At 47.6% G+C, this 18,038-nt stretch carries 15 protein-coding genes, 1 pseudogene and 1 riboswitch; of the genes and pseudogenes, 13 read left to right on the forward strand and 3 right to left on the reverse strand.

The window, feature by feature from the left end; all coding sequences use genetic code 11:
* Positions 1–303 (reverse strand): transposase zinc-binding domain-containing protein (locus O3C43_12870; GenBank protein ID MDA1067385.1); only part of this gene is annotated, 303 nt, incomplete at its 3' end.
* A gap of 103 nt (positions 304–406) precedes the next feature.
* Positions 407–712: pseudogene (locus O3C43_12875) on the reverse strand (DUF1501 domain-containing protein).
* A gap of 273 nt (positions 713–985) precedes the next feature.
* Between O3C43_12875 and O3C43_12880 the strand changes: the two are divergent.
* Positions 986–5,161, forward strand: a complete 4,176-nt coding sequence (locus tag O3C43_12880; GenBank protein ID MDA1067386.1) for a DUF3418 domain-containing protein — start codon at positions 986–988, stop codon at positions 5,159–5,161.
* Positions 5,162–6,064: 903 nt separating this feature from the next.
* Here O3C43_12880 and O3C43_12885 read toward each other — a convergent pair.
* On the reverse strand, positions 6,065–6,211 hold the full coding sequence (locus tag O3C43_12885) for a hypothetical protein (GenBank protein ID MDA1067387.1): 147 nt from the start codon (positions 6,209–6,211) through the stop codon (positions 6,065–6,067).
* A 122-nt stretch (positions 6,212–6,333) separates the two neighbouring features.
* Between O3C43_12885 and dusB the strand changes: the two genes are divergently transcribed.
* From dusB to O3C43_12945, 12 genes are all read left to right on the forward strand, one after another.
* Positions 6,334–7,383, forward strand: a complete 1,050-nt coding sequence (dusB, locus tag O3C43_12890; GenBank protein MDA1067388.1) for a tRNA dihydrouridine synthase DusB — start codon at positions 6,334–6,336, stop codon at positions 7,381–7,383.
* 64 nt (positions 7,384–7,447) lie between these two features.
* Positions 7,448–7,561, forward strand: a riboswitch (TPP riboswitch).
* Between the two features lie 57 nt (positions 7,562–7,618).
* Entirely contained in the window at positions 7,619–9,547 is a 1,929-nt protein-coding gene (thiC, locus tag O3C43_12895) for a phosphomethylpyrimidine synthase ThiC (protein ID MDA1067389.1), read from the forward strand.
* Between the two features lie 9 nt (positions 9,548–9,556).
* A complete protein-coding gene (gene thiS, locus O3C43_12900; GenBank protein MDA1067390.1) occupies positions 9,557–9,760 on the forward strand; it encodes a sulfur carrier protein ThiS in 204 nt (67 codons plus the stop codon).
* Positions 9,761–10,390: a thiamine phosphate synthase gene (locus O3C43_12905; protein MDA1067391.1), complete on the forward strand. Its 630-nt coding sequence runs from the start codon at positions 9,761–9,763 to the stop codon at positions 10,388–10,390. It abuts the gene before it with no gap.
* Positions 10,387–11,013: a thiamine phosphate synthase gene (gene thiE / locus O3C43_12910; protein ID MDA1067392.1), complete on the forward strand. Its 627-nt coding sequence runs from the start codon at positions 10,387–10,389 to the stop codon at positions 11,011–11,013. The genes O3C43_12905 and thiE overlap by 4 nt, the downstream gene beginning before the upstream one ends.
* Positions 11,014–11,021: 8 nt before the next feature.
* Positions 11,022–11,813, forward strand: a complete 792-nt coding sequence (locus O3C43_12915) for a thiazole synthase (protein ID MDA1067393.1) — start codon at positions 11,022–11,024, stop codon at positions 11,811–11,813.
* A gap of 1 nt (position 11,814) precedes the next feature.
* Complete coding sequence (gene thiH / locus O3C43_12920) at positions 11,815–12,990, forward strand: 2-iminoacetate synthase ThiH (GenBank protein ID MDA1067394.1); 1,176 nt, start codon at positions 11,815–11,817, stop codon at positions 12,988–12,990.
* Entirely contained in the window at positions 12,987–14,117 is a 1,131-nt protein-coding gene (locus O3C43_12925) for a HesA/MoeB/ThiF family protein (protein ID MDA1067395.1), read from the forward strand. The genes thiH and O3C43_12925 overlap by 4 nt, the downstream gene beginning before the upstream one ends.
* A 38-nt stretch (positions 14,118–14,155) precedes the next feature.
* The gene (thiD, locus tag O3C43_12930; GenBank protein MDA1067396.1) at positions 14,156–14,914 is read left to right on the forward strand and encodes a bifunctional hydroxymethylpyrimidine kinase/phosphomethylpyrimidine kinase; all 759 of its coding nucleotides are present in this window, start codon (positions 14,156–14,158) and stop codon (positions 14,912–14,914) included.
* 120 nt (positions 14,915–15,034) lie between these two features.
* On the forward strand, positions 15,035–15,622 hold the full coding sequence (locus O3C43_12935; protein MDA1067397.1) for a hypothetical protein: 588 nt from the start codon (positions 15,035–15,037) through the stop codon (positions 15,620–15,622).
* A gap of 87 nt (positions 15,623–15,709) precedes the next feature.
* Complete coding sequence (locus O3C43_12940) at positions 15,710–16,789, forward strand: low specificity L-threonine aldolase (protein ID MDA1067398.1); 1,080 nt, start codon at positions 15,710–15,712, stop codon at positions 16,787–16,789.
* Positions 16,790–16,807: 18 nt separating this feature from the next.
* A complete protein-coding gene (locus O3C43_12945; GenBank protein ID MDA1067399.1) occupies positions 16,808–17,980 on the forward strand; it encodes a HupE/UreJ family protein in 1,173 nt (390 codons plus the stop codon).
* Positions 17,981–18,038 lie beyond the last annotated feature (58 nt).

Genomic DNA, 18,038 nt, shown 5'->3' on the forward strand with positions numbered 1-18,038 from the left:
GATGGTTTGTGCGGTATCAACGGTGCGGCGTTGATGGCAGGTAGGGCAGATACCGCGTTGCTTGCAGGTAAAGGGAAGCAGGTATTCATGGTCACAATGGCCGCAACGCACCCGCAGGAAACCGTGGGTGAGATCACCGCAGCGTAGAAATCGATTGAATGCTTCCTCCAGTTCTGGCCGGAGCGGTCCCAGCGTGGGCTGGTACTGGGTGGAATAAACTTGAAAGAAATCGTCGAGGGAGGATTTCAGGCATTGCCAGAGTGGCGAAGCCTTAGCCTGGCGGGGGCGGTAAGATGTGCACACTCCTAAATATAGTGAACATATGTATACTTACGGCAATAAATTGATATCAACAGGTTATTCACACGCTTTAATGACTTTCCCTGTGTTTTGAGAATAATTGTGCCTACGCCAACATGTCTTCTATGACATGTCCATGCACGTGAGTAAGGCGACGTTCGATACCGTTGTGATAGAAGGTAAGGCGTTCGTGGTCGAGTCCCATGAGGTGGAGCAGGGTGGCGTTGAAATCGTAGACCGTGGTTGGGTTGACTGCGGCTTTGAATCCGAATTCATCACTCTCTCCATAACTGTAGCCTTTCTTAACTCCGGCGCCCGCCATGAAGCATGTAAAGGTACTTGGGTTGTGGTCACGACCGGTTCCATTCGCTTGTAAGAAAGGCATGCGGCCAAACTCTGTGCACCAAACAACCGAGCAGAGCAAATAGGGTCAGCAGAGCAAATTGGGTCGATGTTCATATTTCATATCGATTATTATGATAGTACGGGTGACTACCAGTGGTCAGTCCATTTATTTATGAATTACCCAAAGTCGATCGTTTCGTAACGGGATTGGTTGTCGTTTCATCATTTGGTGGGGAATTGGGTTTGTTTGATACTCAGACCGATTTGGCATGATCAGCGAATTCACCCTGTCATAAGAAATTGACCCGCAAGGATTCGATTTCCAAGGTCTGGCGGATAAATGGATTGGAAGGAACAGGCGGCGGAGTTGGAGCGATTGTTACCCGAGTGTGAGGTATCATTGGCTGAGCGTGTCCGAGACGAGGTGAGTCGGCTGCTTCCCCCGCGGAATCCGAAGTCGGTGGAGAAGAAGTTGGATGGTTTTCTGGTTGAAGCCAAAGCGTCTGCGAATCGCTGTGCCGAGATTCTGGATTCTCTGCCGAATATTAAGTTTCCAGAGGACCTACCGATTTCTCAGAACCGGGAAATTATTAGAAAAACGATTCAGGAGAATCAGGTGGTCGTGATTGCTGGTGAGACGGGTTCGGGAAAGACGACCCAGTTACCGAAGTTGTGTCTGGATGCGGGACTTGGTGTAAGAGGTAAAATTGCCTGTACGCAGCCTCGAAGGATCGCTGCTCTTACGGTTTCTCAACGTGTAGCCGAGGAGCTCAAGGTGGACTGGGGGCGGGAAGTGGGTGCCCAGATCCGGTTTACTGACAAAACATCCAAGGATACGCGTATCAAATTTCTGACAGATGGGATGTTATTGTCGGAGGTTCATGGAGACAGGCTTTTGCTGGAATATGACACCATCATTATCGATGAAGCGCACGAGCGGAGCCTGAATATCGATTTTCTTTTAGGTTACTTGAATCAATTGCGAAAAGAGCGGTCGGATCTGAAGATTATCATTACCTCCGCGACGATCGACACCAAGTCATTTTCGAAAGCGTTTGATGATGCTCCAATCATCGAGGTATCAGGCAGAATGTTTCCGGTCGATTTGGAATACCTTCCCCTGGAGGAGCTGTTGCCCGGTGGGGAAGGGAGTTACATCGATGGAGTGGTCGCTGCAGTTGAGGGATTGGTCAAAGACTATTCTCGTGGGGATATTCTGGTTTTTTTTCCAGCTGAAAAAGATATTCGTGAAGCAAGAGATGCTTTGGCCGGTCGCGGTTGGAAGCGGGTTGAGGTCCTGTGTTTGTTTGGGAGGATGTCTTCCGGGGATCAACAGAAGGTCTTTGGTTCATCTCCGGGACGCAAAGTAATACTTGCTACCAACATTGCGGAAACCTCTTTGACGATTCCCGGGATTCGATTTGTTGTGGATACGGGATACGCTCGATTGAGTCGCTATAATTCAGCGACGCGGACGCAACGCTTGCCCATTGAACCGGTTTCGCAAAGCAGCGCCAATCAACGTAAGGGTCGATGCGGTCGTGTAGAAAACGGAATCTGTATTCGTTTATATTCGGAGGACGATTTCCTTAAACGACCAGAATACACTCAGCCCGAAATTTTGAGATCCAATTTAGCTGCGGTAATCCTGCGCATGCTGGTGTTCGATTTGGGAGATATTGAGACCTTCCCGTTTATTGATCCACCGAGTCCACGGGCTATTCAGTCGGGGTATCAGTTGCTGGTAGAATTGGGGGCGTTGGAAAGGGGCGAGGGACGAGGGGCGAGAGGCGAGGGACGAGGGGCGAGAGGCGAAGGAAAAGGGACGAGGGGCGAGGCCGTTCGACAAGCTCAGGCCAGGGGGCGAGAGGCAAGGGTCGAGGGGAATTCAGGGTATGTGCTTACTTCGCTTGGAAAGCAATTGGCGCATTTGCCGGTGGATCCGACGGTGGGGCGAATGATACTGGAAGCAAAGAAGGAGCGGGCTTTGGAGGAGGTGTTGATTATTGCGGCTGGCCTTAGCATTCAGGATCCACGTGAACGGCCCGAGGAAAAGCGTGAAGAAGCGGATGCCATGCATAAAAAGTTTCGAGACGAAAGCTCTGACTTTATAACGCTCTACAACATTTGGGCGGCGTATCATGACGAAACAGAGAAGCTTACTCAAAACCAGTTGAGGAAATTTTGTAAGAGTCACTATTTGTCCTACCTTCGTATGCGTGAATGGCGGGATGTTCACCAGCAACTGGTGTCAGTGATGAAAGAGCTTGGTGAGTATCGAAAGAGTAGTGCAAATGTGGATTATGTCTCGATCCATAAATCGATTGTGGCTGGATTGCTCAGCAATGTTTGTTTGAAGGATATGGGAAACTATTACCGTGCAGCGAGAAACCGAAAAGCGATTATCTTTCCCGGGTCGGCGTTGTTTGATAAAAAAGCCAGCCGCGAGCTCAGGAAGAAAAACGAAGGAGTTCCCATTCGACAGGCTCAGGGCAGGCAAACAGATGCGATCGAAGGTAAGACGCCGGAATGGATTGTGGCGTCCGAGATTGTTGAAACGGGGCAGGTCTATGCACGAACGGTTGCGGGAATTGATCCGGACTGGCTAACAGAGCTTGGTGCGCACCTTATTCAATATCGCCACTCTGATCCAGTGTGGGACGTAAAAGGTGAACGTGTGGTAGCAAAGCAACGCTCTATTCTTCTTGGCCTTGAAGTTGAGGTGAAGCGTGTTGGCTACGTTAAAATAAATCCGGAAGAGGCGACCGAGATTTTTATTCGAGAAGGCCTGCTTGGTGAAACGATGCGTACTCAACTGAAGTTCCGTGATTATAATCGAAAGGTTTTGGAATCGGTTGAGCAAATCCAGGCCCGGATGCGGAAGTCCGGCATCTTCGGTTTGGAGGAGACGCTTTATCAGTTTTACAGCAGACGTATCCAACATGTGGGTTCGGTTCAGGACTTGCAGGGTTGGTTGAAGACGCATGAAGAAACGGAGCTATATATTAGTGAAGAGCAATTGATCGGAGCGCAGGGACTTGAAGAAGATTCGGATCAATTTCCACGCTTGATTCAAACGTCCGACGGGGAGCGGTCGCTCAAATACACCTACAAACCGGGAGAAGAGGAAGATGGGGCAACGCTTCAGATTCCCATGCACGCCTTTGAATCGTTCAAGGCAGGTGCGTTGGATTGGATCGTCCCCGGGTATTTAGAAAAAAAGGTGGATGCCTTGCTCAGGGCACTTCCCAAGGATGTCCGGCGTCAGCTATTTCCCATCGCTGATAAAGCCAAAACGATCATGGAGCTATTGGAGCCGGGAGATTACAGCTTGGGTGAGGCTTTGAGTGTGATCGTGAAAGAGAAATACGGAGTGGGTATTCCTTCCGTGGTGTGGGATTATTCGGCGATTCCCGATCATCTTAAAGTTCGAATCGAGGTGGTGAATGAAAAGAATGAGCCAATAGCAAGTGCTCGTTCGATTGAGGGGTTATCGTCCGGAGTCAAACAGCGGATCAAGGAGGCAGAACTCCAGCATCGAAAAGAAAAGAAGGACGAAGATGCTTGGTCGATTGCCCTGGGAAAGTGGGGAAAGAAGGAGATACAAGAATGGGATTTTGGAGATTTGCCCGAGCGGGTTGAGGTGAGTCACTTCGCGGGTGTGCCCGTTTATGGGTACCCCGGATTGTTAGCATCAAAAGATGTCTGCGATGTGGTACTCTATAAGTCGCGTGCTGAAGCGGATCTCGAAACACGAAAAGCGATGCCGACCTTGTTGGCGCAAGTGCTACGGTATGAGTTGGCCTGGTTGCAAAAGGATTTACGCGATCTAAAGAAGCTGGCGCCTTTGTGTGTCACTTTTCTTCACCAGGATACGTTGCAGAAATACGCATATGTACATTTGTGCCGCCACCTTTATCGGTCGGAAGAAGTGCTGCCGTTAAAGCAAAAGCGATTTGAAACTCTTTTGCTTCGCATACGGAAAGAACTGAAAGGATTGGTCCCATCGTTTTGTGATTTGCTCGAAATTATTTTTAAAGAAAGGCAGCGCTTCTCAATTGAGAAACGTGGTTATGTTGGAATGGCAGATGATTTGGTGCGACTCATTCCGAGTGATTTTCTAATTACCACCCCTTACAAACAACTCAAGGAATACCCCAGGTATTTGAAGGCTATGGCCGTGAGGCGAGACCGGTATTTAAATGATCCTCAAAAAGATCTCAAGCGGGCCGAGCAGTTGAACGAATATAAAAAACAATACCTGGCTTGGAGCACGGATGCCGGGTTTCCCGGGAATGCCAATTTACTTTTGCAGCAACTGCGTTGGATGCTGGAAGAACTTCAGGTTAGTTTGTTTGCCCAGGAACTTGGAACGACGGTGTCAATATCGCCGAAGAAAGTTGAAGACCAAATCGGAAAGATAAAGCGATTGGTGAATCCCGCTAAGGTTATTGTGAATGAGAAAGCAAAGCCAGTGATCGACTTGGGAAAATTGAAGATTGGCCAAGAATTTTGAGTAAGCTAAATAGTTGAGAATAGAAAAATATAACCTCGGAGTGCGCTGAGACACAGAGAAAGCGCAAAGCCCAACCAAAGTTTTACTCAACCACCAGTCTCCGCCAAGGCTCCGCCACGGCACGGCAGATAAACGCAGATTCACTCAGATATTGTAATTATGAAACCACGAATGGACACCAAGTGACACGAATCATGAGGTAGGGACTGATCGCCGAGCGGTCCGATATCCTGAAGGGTTTGTTCGTTCATTTTTTTATTTGAACACAAGCTAACGGAGATAACGGAGGAAAAACCATACAACTTTGTTTCCTCGGTTGCCTTGTCTTGGTCTGAGCAATGTCGAAGGGTTCAAGGCATTTTTCTAAACGGAAAAAAGATACAAAATTTAACCACCAGTCTTCGCCAAGGCTACGACACGGCACGGCTGATGGCACTGATTTTCACTGATAAAAAACGACAAAATATTCGTGATCCATTCGTGGTTAGTTTGTGCTTTTTAAAGGGAACCTGTTTTCAGATTTTCGCGTAATTCAGCACTTTTCGTAGTTAACACATATTTCTTTGTAGTTTGTTATCCACGAAGGGACAAATTTTTGAACAGGAAGCAAACGGAGGAAAAAAATCAATACAGCTCTGTTTCCTTAGTTGCCTTGTACAAATTATTTCTCAAAGGGAAAAGATACAGGCTTTAACCACCCGTCTCCGCCAAGGCTACGACACGGCACAGCAGATAAACGCAGATTCACACAAATAAACGGGTAGGGCTATTGCGTCCTCGCAATGCCGCTTTTGAAAAAAATGAATAGCCGCAAAAGAACGCAAAGAGCACAAAAATATCTTTCCAGAAATGGACAAGAAACTCGGGACGATCGCCGAGCGGTTAATATCCTGAAAGATTGGTTCATTCATTACCAATCAACTTCAAAGATGCCAAGCTGGGGCTTCCGCCTCCTAAGACATGCGGCGCGACGTATCCGCCTCCTTCAAATACTGCGAGACAGGTGGCGATCCCGGGGGATTCTGTGAAAAAGAAAAGAGACAAAATCATGGGGAACAGAATGATGGTGATGGTTCTGGCTCTCGGGATTGAGAGAACGGAGGGAAAATGAATAGGAGGAATTGAAGAAGTGCCTCGCTTGACAGTTTTACTTGGATTCCCATTTTACCGGCATGCTTCCTTGGTTTGAGGATGGGAAATTTCCCTTGTATTTGGCTCCAATGGCTGGGTTTACCGACATTGGCTTTCGTAAGCTGTGCAAGGAAAAGGGCGCTGATGTAGTCGTTTCAGAATTCGTACTGGCGGATGCTATTTTAAGAGGTGATTCCAAGGTTTGGAACTCGATCGAGTTCACCGAAGATCAGCGGCCCATGGGTGTGCAGATTTTTGGATCTGAAGCTGACGTAATGGCGGATGCTGCCAGAATGATTGTGGATCGACTGAATCCGACCTTCATTGATTTGAATTTCGGTTGTCCTGCCAAGAAGGTGACTTGTAAGAATGCAGGTTCTTCATTGTTAAGGGATTTACCTTTGTTGGGAAATATTTGCGAAGCGGTGGTCAAAGCGGTGCCCGATTACCCGGTTACGGCAAAAATTCGAATCGGGTGGGATAGTGATTCATTGGTGGCCCCCGAGGCTGGTAGGCTCTTGGAATCGGTCGGTATTCAGGCCTTGGCGATTCACGGTCGAACCAAAGCCCAAGGATACAAAGGCGATGCGAATTGGGAAATCATTCACGAAACGGCAGAGGTCATTTCCATTCCAGTGATTGGAAACGGAAGTATCGCTTCCCGTTATGATATTCATCAATTGCGTGAGCAGTTTAATGTGAGTGGACTTATGATCGGGCGTGCGGCGATCGGGAATCCCTGGATTTTTGAATCTATAAAGTCGCTTTTGGAAAAGGGGAAACCGTCGACTCCACCCTCGGTTGAAGAGCGTTGGGATTTTGTACTTCGGTATGCAGAGATCATGAGAGGTCATTATGCGCATTTGCGGACAGAGATGATACTCGGAATTATGAAGGGACGTATGGTTTCGTTTGTCGCTGGCTTTCCTGGAGCGAGGCAGTTGCGCAACCGAATGAGTCGATTGACCAGCTTTGAGGAGATTGAGGTTTTGAGAGACGAAAGCCTGGAAGCTCTGCATCGCATGGAAGCAGACGAAAGTCAGGTGGTAGCGATTAAGGATAGAAATCCATCTCTATCCACTAATTGTTAGTAAGTTTGTAGTAATCTTTGGCGATTTATATTGCTAGTCGATTGGGTCCAAATCACCTTACTTAAAAAGCATATGGGAGAGCTCCGGGCGTGGAGCTGAGAACGAGGCGCGATCGGCCTCCAAATCCTTAGAACCTGATGCGTTTAAGACCGCCGTAGGGAATCCGTGCAGATGAAATACTCAAAGGCGGATTTCACAATGGAAGTCGAGAATGTGTCCCAACACACTGTCTCAAATGTCCGAAAATAGTATTCAACTTCAGTCCACCGATCACAGTCTTTTCCCTAATTCCAAACGTGTTTATGTTCAGGGAAGTCGACCGGATATTCAAGTGCCCATGCGGGAAATCGCCTTACAGCAAACCCGATTACCGAATGGTAGCCTCGAAGGGAATGATCCCATTCGTGTCTACGACACTTCAGGGTCCTGGGGAGATGCTCAATTTCATGGTGATTGCACGAAGGGACTTCCAAAGCTTAGGGAAGGCTGGATTCTTGAACGCGATGATGTTGAAAGCTACGTCGGTCGTGAGGTTAAGCCTCAGGACGATGGCTACCTTTCAGAAAAGCATAAGGAAGTGGCAGCTGAAAAGAAGGGAATCAGTGATTTTGATGAGTTTGATAATTTAGGGAAGAAGGTTTACCGAGCTAAGCCTGGTCATTGTGTGACTCAACTTCAGTACGCCAAAAAAGGAATCATTACTCCAGAGATGGAATACATCGCGATTCGTGAGAATATGAAGCTTCAGGCCTATCGCGAAGGTTTGGAAATGTCTGACAAAGCGGAACGAAACACCTTAAACATTCAACATCCTGGACAGTCCTGGGGTGCAGCGATTCCCAAAGAAATTACCCCTGAGTTCGTTCGCTCGGAAGTGGCAAGGGGAAGAGCAATCATTCCTTCCAACATAAATCACCTGGAGCTTGAACCGATGATTATCGGCCGAAATTTCCTGGTGAAAATTAATACCAATATAGGTAACTCCGCGGTTGCATCTTCGATCGACGAGGAAGTGGAAAAAATGAGATGGTCGGTAAAATGGGGCGGTGACACGCTCATGGATCTGTCCACCGGTAAAAATATTCACCAAACCCGGGAATGGATTATGCGCAACTGTCCGGTTCCGGTCGGAACGGTGCCGATTTACCAAGCGTTGGAAAAAGTGAACGGCAAGGCCGAAGACCTGACTTGGGAAATATTTGCTGACACATTAATCGAGCAAGCCGAACAGGGGGTTGATTACTTTACCATTCACGCAGGTGTGTTGTTACCCTTTATTCCCATGACCGCCAAGCGCATGACGGGCATCGTTAGTCGTGGTGGCTCTATCATGGCGAAGTGGTGTCTGGCTCACCACAAAGAGAATTTTCTCTATTCCCATTGGGATGATATTTGTAAGATTATGGCAGCTTACGATGTAGCATTTTCGATTGGCGATGGGTTGCGCCCCGGTTCAATCGCGGATGCCAATGACGAGGCCCAGTTTGCCGAACTCAAAACGCAAGGCGAACTCACCACCCGGGCTTGGAAATTCGGTGTGCAGGTTATGAACGAAGGTCCAGGTCACGTGCCGATGCATATGATTCAAGAGAACATGGAAAAGCAGCTCGAGTGGTGTCATGAGGCGCCCTTTTACACTTTGGGTCCGCTTACCACAGACATTGCTCCCGGCTATGACCATATAACGAGTGGTATCGGTGCGGCCATGATTGGCTGGTATGGTACAGCGATGCTTTGTTACGTGACGCCTAAAGAGCACCTCGGGCTACCTAACAAAGACGATGTGCGCGAAGGGGTTATTACTTACAAGATTGCTGCGCATGTAGCTGATTTGGCCAAGGGGCATCCTGCGTCGCAATACCGTGATAATGCTTTGTCCAAGGCCCGCTTTGAGTTTCGTTGGGAAGATCAGTTTAATCTTTCGCTCGATCCTGAGAAGGCCCGTTCTTTCCATGATGAAACGCTTCCAGCAGAAGGTGCCAAGCATGCTCACTTCTGTTCGATGTGTGGCCCCAATTTTTGTTCTATGAAAATAACCGAAGACGTTCGCCGCTATGCTGCAGAAATAGGAATGAGCGAAGAAGATGCATTGGCAAAAGGAATGGAAGAGAAATCGGCTGAATTTAAGGAGCAGGGTGGAGAAGTATACGTAGCCAATACTTAAAGACTTGAGATGACTATTTCGATAAACGACGAAGTTAAAAGTCTGTCAGATGTTTCCACGCTTCAGGAACTGATCACTTCTTTAGAGTTGTCAGAGAAGACGGGCATTGCTGTTGCTCTTAACGAAACCGTTGTGACTCGCTCGGCTTGGTCTACTTGTGAATTAAACGAGAGTGATCGAGTTACCATTATTCAAGCAACTCAAGGAGGATAGATGACTGAAATAATCGTCCTATCGCCCGAGACCCATTACCTCGACGAAGCAGCCTGGGTAGTGAAACTGTTTGAGGCAGGTTTGTCCCGATTCCATCTACGGAAACCTGGCATGGATGATGATGCATTGTCGCAGTACATTCAGGGGATACCAAAAGAGTGGAGAGCTAAATTGGTTGTTCATCAGGCTTACGATCTTGTAAATCAATTCGGCCTGGGTGGTCGGCATATCAAGGACGACGTCACCCAATTGGAGTGTGTCGGTCTGTGGCAGGATTCATGTTCCAAAGGTCAATCGCTTAGTCGTTCGGTTCATCGATTGGGTGATCTGGACGGATCTTTGAATCAGTGGGATTACCTGTTTCTTAGCCCCGTCTTTCCCTCGATTTCTAAAGCAGGATATAAGCCAAGCTGGGAAATCGCTGAACTGCGATCGGCTTTGCTGAGTTTCAAGAGAGTCTGTAGTACTCAGGTGTATGCGTTGGGCGGAATCGAACCATCCACAATAAGTAGTTGCCATGAAATGGGATTTGATGGAGTGGCTCTTCTAGGAGCGATTTGGCAATCTTCGAATCCTCTCGAGTCCTTTTTGAAGTTAAAGGAGCTAACCACGTTTTCAGCTATATTATGAGCCAATTTTTATTACAGTGTATCACCTCGGATAGTAATCCTTTATCGCATCCAGAACAGATTGAGGAGCTGTGCGAAGCTGGAGCGAAATGGATTCAATTGCGGATGAAGAATAAGTCGCCTGGAGAGATGGAAGAAATCGCCCTCGAAGCTCTTGAGATCTGTGATGACTACGATGCGTTGCTCATTGTTAATGATCACTTTGATTTGGCCTTAAAAATTCAGGCCGGAGGCGTGCACCTCGGAAAAGACGACATGAACTGGAAAGCGGCTCGTGATTTGGCGGGACCAGATTTCGTAATTGGTGGAACGGTGAATTCATTGGGTGATGCTCGTGAAGCATTAGCGAGCAGGAGTCTCGATTATGTCGGTGTTGGACCTTATCGGTTTACCGAAACAAAGGAAAACCTGGCCGCCGTTTTGGATGAGAAATCCCTCACTGAAATTATAGATTTCCTTGGTGACCTTCCGAAGGTGGTAATTGGTGGAATCAAGCCTGAGGATCTTCCTTCGATCGCAGCCATGAACGCCGAAGGGGTTGCCGTTTCATCCGGTCTATTTATCGAGGGAAATATTGCCGAAAATTTCAAAGCCTATGCCGACAGTTGGCCAGCGGAAGATTAATAAAATTCATGAATAGCGGAATCACAGAACCACTCATCATTGCCGGTCGTAGCTTTAAGTCCCGATTGTTTCTGGGCACCGGAAAGTATGCTTCTGGTCAGGCCATGGCAGATAGTTTATTGGCTAGTGGCACCGAGATGGTCACCATGGCGATGCGTCGTGTCCGATTACAGGGACAAGAAGATTCCATTATCGATTTTCTCGATCGTGATCGTTATCACCTGTTGCCGAATACATCCGGAGTTCGGAATGCGAAAGAAGCTGTATTTGCAGCCGAACTGGCCCGTGAAGCGTTGGAGACAAATTGGTTAAAATTGGAGATTCACCCCGATCCCAAATACCTCATGCCTGATCCTGTCGAAACGTTGAATGCAACCCGGGAGCTGGTAAAACGTGGATTTATCGTTTTGCCGTACGTGCATGCTGATCCTGTCTTGTGTAAGCAGCTTGAAGAAGCAGGTGCTGCAGCGGTGATGCCTCTTGGCGCTCCTATTGGAACCAATCAAGGTCTCGAGTCGAAACGGTTTTTGGAAATTATAATCGAGCAATGTCAAGTGCCGGTAATTATTGACGCTGGACTTGGGGTGCCGTCGCACGCAGCCGAGGCGCTTGAGATGGGCGCTGATGCCGTCCTGGTGAACACGGCCATTGCTGCCGCCAAAGATCCTACAAGGATGGGGCACGCATTCAAACTAGCCGTCGAAGCCGGACGAATGGCTTTTGAAATTGGTAAAGGAATCATATCCTCCGAGGCTGTCGCTTCTTCACCACTTACCTCGTTTTTGAGCGCCACCGATTGACGTGAGTTTTTTAGAACAGTTTAACCAATACCGATGGGAAACGGTTACCCAGGGCATTTATTCCAAAACGGAATTGGATGTGAAGGAAGCTTTAGGAAAACCCAGGGGCAGGCTTGAGCTTGAAGATTTCAACGCGCTCATTTCTCCCGCGGCGGCTCCGTTTCTGGAGGAAATGGCTCAGCGGAGTCATCAATTTACCGTGGAGCGTTTTGGCCGGGTACAGCAGCTTTATGCTCCAATGTACTTGTCGAATGTTTGCAGCAACGTCTGCACTTACTGCGGGTTCAGTGCGACGAATCGGATACCACGGAAGATACTGAATGATGCCGAAATCGTGGAGGAATACCGTGCGATCAAGGCTATGGGATTTGATCACATTCTTTTGGTAACCGGTGAGGCCAATCGGCAGGTAGGCCTGGAGTATTTGAAGAATGCATTCCGTCTGGCTCGAGAGTATTTTTCAAGCATCTCAATGGAGGTGCAACCTCTTGAGCAGTCGGCCTATGAGGCGTTGGTTCCCGGCGGTTTAAGTTCTGTGCTCGTTTACCAGGAAACCTATCACCGCTCAGCTTACGCTGACTATCACTTGAGTGGGATGAAGCGTGACTTTGATTATCGCCTGGATACACCCGATAGACTCGGGCGGGCAGGGGTTAAGAAAATCGGGCTAGGTGCTTTGTACGGTTTGGATGATTGGCGCACAGATACTTTTTTTGTCGCGTTGCATCTTAAGTATTTGGAGCGGAAATATTGGAAAACTCGTTACAGCGTTTCTTTTCCACGAATCCGTCCTCACGAAGGCGACTTGCATCCCAAGTCGATAATGACGGATCGAGATCTGGTTCAAGTAATTTGTGCCTATCGTTTGCTGAACCAGGAGTTGGAACTTTCTCTTTCGACGCGTGAGCATCAAAATTTCAGAGACCATGCAATCCTTTTGGGTATCACGACGATGAGCGCTGGTTCGAAAACGAACCCCGGTGGCTACCGCGTAGACCCACAGTCCCTGGAGCAGTTTGAGATCTCTGATGAACGTACTCCGGCTGAAGTCGCTGCGATGCTACGATCGAACGGATATGAACCGGTGTGGAAGGACTGGGATTCAACCTATGACGGTTTTTCCATGTCCACGCGAAATGAACGCACTTCGGAGCAGACGGTAGCGGTAGAAGCATGAGCAATTTCTCCCTTAAAGAAATCGAACGCTACCAGCGTCACTTGAGTCTTCCTCAGTTTGGTGAAGCGGCTCAGCAAAAGCTTAAAGATGCTCGCGTCTTGGTGGTGGGTGCAGGCGGGCTTGGTTGTCCCGTGTTGCAATACCTGGCTGCAGCTGGGGTGGGAAAGTTAGGTGTGATGGACTTTGATGTGGTCGATGCATCTAACCTGCAACGGCAGATCTTGTTTACTGAAGCCGATGTTGGGCGACCCAAAGCAGAAGTGGCATGCGAACGTCTGCGAGCAATGAATTCACTCATCGAAGTCGCTGCAATCCCTCAACGGTTAACTGCAGCCAACGCCCTGGATGTATTTGCTCAGTTTGATGTAATCGTGGATGGTTCGGATAACTTTACCACTCGCTACCTTGTAAACGACGCCTGTGTTCTAGCTAAAAAGCCGTTGATCTATGGAGCTATTTATACCTTCCAGGGACAAGTCAGTGTTTTTAATTATAAGGGAGGACCAACTTACCGATGTTTATTTCCAGATCCTCCGGATCCTAAAGATGCACCCAACTGTTCCGAGATCGGTGTGATCGGCGTTCTTCCAGGATTGATAGGTACTCTTCAAGCCAGCGAAGCAATCAAAGTGATAACCGGAATTGGTGAACCATTGAGCGGTTCTTTGTTGTTGCTCGATGTTCTAACCATGAAACAACAAACCATTAAGTTTAACCGCGTTCCCGAAGCAGCAGATGTAAAGGAGTTGGTTGAGATCGATTTTTCATGTGCAGTAGAAGAAACTACGCCACTGTCTGAGGAAATCGACGTGGACGCATTTCGTAAACTGTTAAGAAATGGTAGCGCTCTCCAGGTTCTCGATGTTCGGGAAGATTGGGAGCGGGCTATAAGCAAAATGGAATCCTTTCATATCCCGCTCGGCCAGTTATTAAAAGATCCCCAGTCAATTGAAGCATCAGGTCTGGATTTGGCTCTTCCTACGGTTGTTTATTGCAAATCGGGTAAACGGAGTATGAACGCTTTGAGAAGGCTACGGGAGCATCATGGATTTCAAGATATTCATAGCCTTAAAGGTGGAATGATTGAGTGGGAGCGGACGGTACCCTCTGATTCAACTCCCGCATAATTATGAGGTCGGGTGGTTCAACTTCTTTTGTAATCACGTTGTCCGGATCCGATGCATCGGGCGCGGCTGGCCTTCAGGCTGATAATCGAGCGATTCATGCCGCCGGGGCGTTTCCATTGAATGTGGTAACAGCCTTAACTTTGCAAACGGAACATGGCGTCGAATCAATTGACCTCACTCCTCCAGAGCTGGTTCGAATGCATTTGATCGGTTTGCTAAATACTTATCCGGTTAGTATAATAAAAGCCGGAATGTTAGGTAATGCTTCGATTGTGAACGTACTAGCTGAAACCCTGGAGCAGTATCCATCGGTTCTACTGGTGCTAGATCCTGTTATTCAGGCTACAAGTGGGCGGCCTTTGCTGAATGAAGAAGGGGTTGCAGCTCTTTTGAAAAATGTAATTCCACGGACATTTCTAGTTACACCAAACCTATCCGAGTTGGAGGTTCTGGCAGGAAGAAAAGACATTTTAAATGATCCATTTGAGAGGGTTGCCGCAAATGATCTGCTCAAGACAGGTTGTTCAGCTGTTTTAGTTAAGGGAGGGCATCGCCCTGAAGGTCCTTGTTTGGATCGGCTATATCTGTCGAATGATTTAATAGAATTTAGCTCAAATCGCGTCTCTACTCGCAATACGCGGGGAACCGGATGTGCCTTGGCTTCGTTGATCGCCGGAGGTCTTGCTAAAGGACTGAACCTTGAAAATTCGATTATGACTAGTAAACAACTCTTAACCAGCTCTTTGGAAGCGCTTGCAGAATTTGAATGGCCCGGATCGGGTCCGGCATTTCTTTGAAATCTTAATGGATGGCATTTCTTTTTGCTTTTTTTGCAAATTAGCCAAAGTGTGTAACCCAGTAAAGTTTATGGGCGTTCATTCATGGACTTCAATTTCGATCTCTTAACCCAAAAATCAATGAAATCAGGCTTGTTACTCCGTTTTATCCTAACCTTAGCTTTGGCTCTTGGTATTTCCTCCACCCAGCTTTTATCCCAAGATAAAGACGCTACCGAAAAGAGCACTCCACCACAAAATCAGGGAGGCGGAAAGGGAGGCGGAAAGGGAGGCGCAAAAGGCGGTCAACAAGGAGGCGGAAAAGGTGGACAACGAGGCGGCCAGGCAGCAAATCCTGGTGGATTGCCGGATATGTCCAGTATGACACAGGAGCAAAAGGCTGCTGCACTGAATACCTATCGTCATACAAAAATGACCGCAATGGCGGAAGCTTGCGAAGTTCGTGACGATCAAATGGAGGCATTTGTTAAAACTCAGGTGGAATTTGAAAATGCAATGCTTAAGGGTTTCCTTCAAATGCAATCAGCTGGACGTGACCGTGATAAACGGCAGGCGATCGGTCAGTCCATGACTAAAGCTAACTCAACCTCATTGAAGGCTATGAAGACGGTTTTAGATAAAGATCAGATGAAGGTTTACACCAAGGAGATGAAAGCTCGTATGCCTCAACAACAAGGCGGCAAAGGCGGCGGTAAAGGCGGCAAATAAAGTGGGAGTTTAAGTCTTTAATTACTTTCAAACGAGCCGGAACTTCCGGCTCGTTTTTTTTTAGTCGAGCACTATTGATGAGATCCAATGAAAAGCACTTTGAAGCGAAATTTTGCCAGCGATAATAATGCGGGCGTTTGTCCGGAGGCGTGGCAGGCGATGGCCGATGCAAATGAAGGTCATGAATCCGCCTATGGGACAGACCGGTACACGGTAGAAGTTTGCGAGCTGTTTCGTGAAATGTTTGAGACAAAATGTGAAGTATTTTTTACCTTCAATGGTACTGCCGCCAACTCGCTGGCATTGGCTTCCATGTGTCGTCCATACCACAGTGTTTTATGTCATTCGATGGCTCACGTTGAAACGGATGAGTGCGGTGCGCCTGAGTTTTATAGTGGTGGTTCAAAGATATTGTTGGTTGAAGGTGAAGAAGGCAAGGTGTCCCCCGTATCGGTTGAGGCAATGGCCCATAAAAGAAGCGACATTCACTTTCCGAAACCCCGGGCATTGAGCATTACCCAAGCTACTGAGGTCGGTACTGTATATTCAGTGGAAGAGCTTCAAAAACTTGGAGCTATTACGCATGGATTGAATCTGCGTGTTCATATGGATGGTGCGCGATTTTCCAATGCTGTTGCCACCTTGGGTTGTGCGCCGAAGGATATAACCTGGAAGGCTGGGGTAGATGTTCTCTGCTTTGGAGGGACGAAGAACGGTCTGGCCGTCGGCGAAGCGGTGATATTTTTCAATAAGGAATTGTCTCATGAATTCGAGTACCGGTGTAAGCAAGCTGGTCAGCTTTGTTCAAAGATGCGTTATCTCTCAGCGCCTTGGTTAGGGATTCTCAGAAATGATACCTGGTTGAAAAATGGTCAGCAGGCCAATGCTTGTGCTCAAAGAATGAAGGAGGGGCTCGAGCGATTAGGTTTGTCGGTTCTTTTTCCGGTTCAGGCAAACAGCGTGTTTGTCAAACTGGATGAGCGTGTGATTTCCGGGATGCATTATAGAGGTTGGATGTTTTACGATTTTATTGGTGAAGGCGGCTGTCGCTTAATGTGCAGTTGGGACACGTCCTTTGAAGATGTAGATACATTTCTTAAAGACTTGAATGAACTGATACTGAGTGACGAAGATAGACGTTCTGAATTTCCGGTAATGAAACATTAAGAATTCGATTTGCTTGTTTTGAATAAACTAATCTATCAGCCCCCGAGGGTATTGGTTTTTGTCATCGCCTTCTTTTTATTCGGCCATTGCGGGAAGGTGGCGGTTGAAGCTCACAAGCTCGAATCCGGCCAAGCGGTACTCACGATTACACCTGATTTTGTCTGGATACTTGAGGCAGAGATCAATCTGACTCGATATATTCAGAGTAACCCCGATCTGGCAGATACTGTTCGGCCCACTTTTCGGAAATTGGAAAAAGATGGTGTTTTTAATGATCAGAATTTTGGTGAATGGGAAACGGTTTTTTCTGTTGCTGAGGCCCAATTCAGGAAGGAGCTCCAAATAATTGAATCGGATAAGCCCATCGATGATTTCGAGATGTGGTTTCAACATCCTTCGGAATTATCCGAGGCCTCTTTTTCAACTATGGGCGAGGGTGGGTTGCATGTGAAAGTGTATGCAACTGGCAGACTCGACGAAGAAGCTTCGACACTTCAGTTTCGGTTTCCATTGGATATCGGCGAGGTTGTGCTGACCGCCTTGAAGCCCGAAGTGCAATGGGTGGTTACAGGAGAACTAAGCCATCCCGTTTCTATAAAAGGACTCAGCCAAGCCGAATCCGTTTCGCATGGAATAGTTCGTTCGCTCTGGAATTACTTACGTGTCGGGTTTGTCCATATTATCCCGCTCGGATTGGATCATATTTTATTCGTAGTGGGTCTTTTTCTGTTAGCCCCCAAAGTTCGACCTTTGCTTATTCAGGTGTCTGCCTTTACCATTGCCCATACCTTGACTCTGGCTTTGTCAATGTACGGCGTCATTTCTCTTTCGTCAAATGTGGTAGAACCACTCATCGCGCTTTCTATCGCATCGGTGGCGTTTGAAAATATTATTACAGACAAAATTCAGCCCTGGCGACCCGTGTTGGTCTTTTTCTTTGGATTATTGCATGGCCTGGGATTTGCCGGTGCTTTAGGTGAAATCGGGCTTCCTCAAAGCGAATTCTTGTTCGCCTTGATTTTCTTCAATCTTGGGGTTGAGTTTGGGCAATTGATGGTGGTTGTCTGTGCATTTATTATAATAGGCAGTTTTCGAAATCGTTGCTGGTACCGGTCTCGGTTGACCGTTCCCGCTTCATGTCTAATCGGATTGACCGGACTTTACTGGACTATTCAACGAATCTTTTTTTAGGAAGAACTGATTGTATAAACGAACTGTCTTTCTCAGTACGTAAAAACGGACGAGGAAG

The sequence above is a fragment of the Verrucomicrobiota bacterium genome (assembly GCA_027622555.1).
Taxonomy (GTDB): Bacteria; Verrucomicrobiota; Verrucomicrobiia; order Opitutales; family UBA2995; genus UBA2995.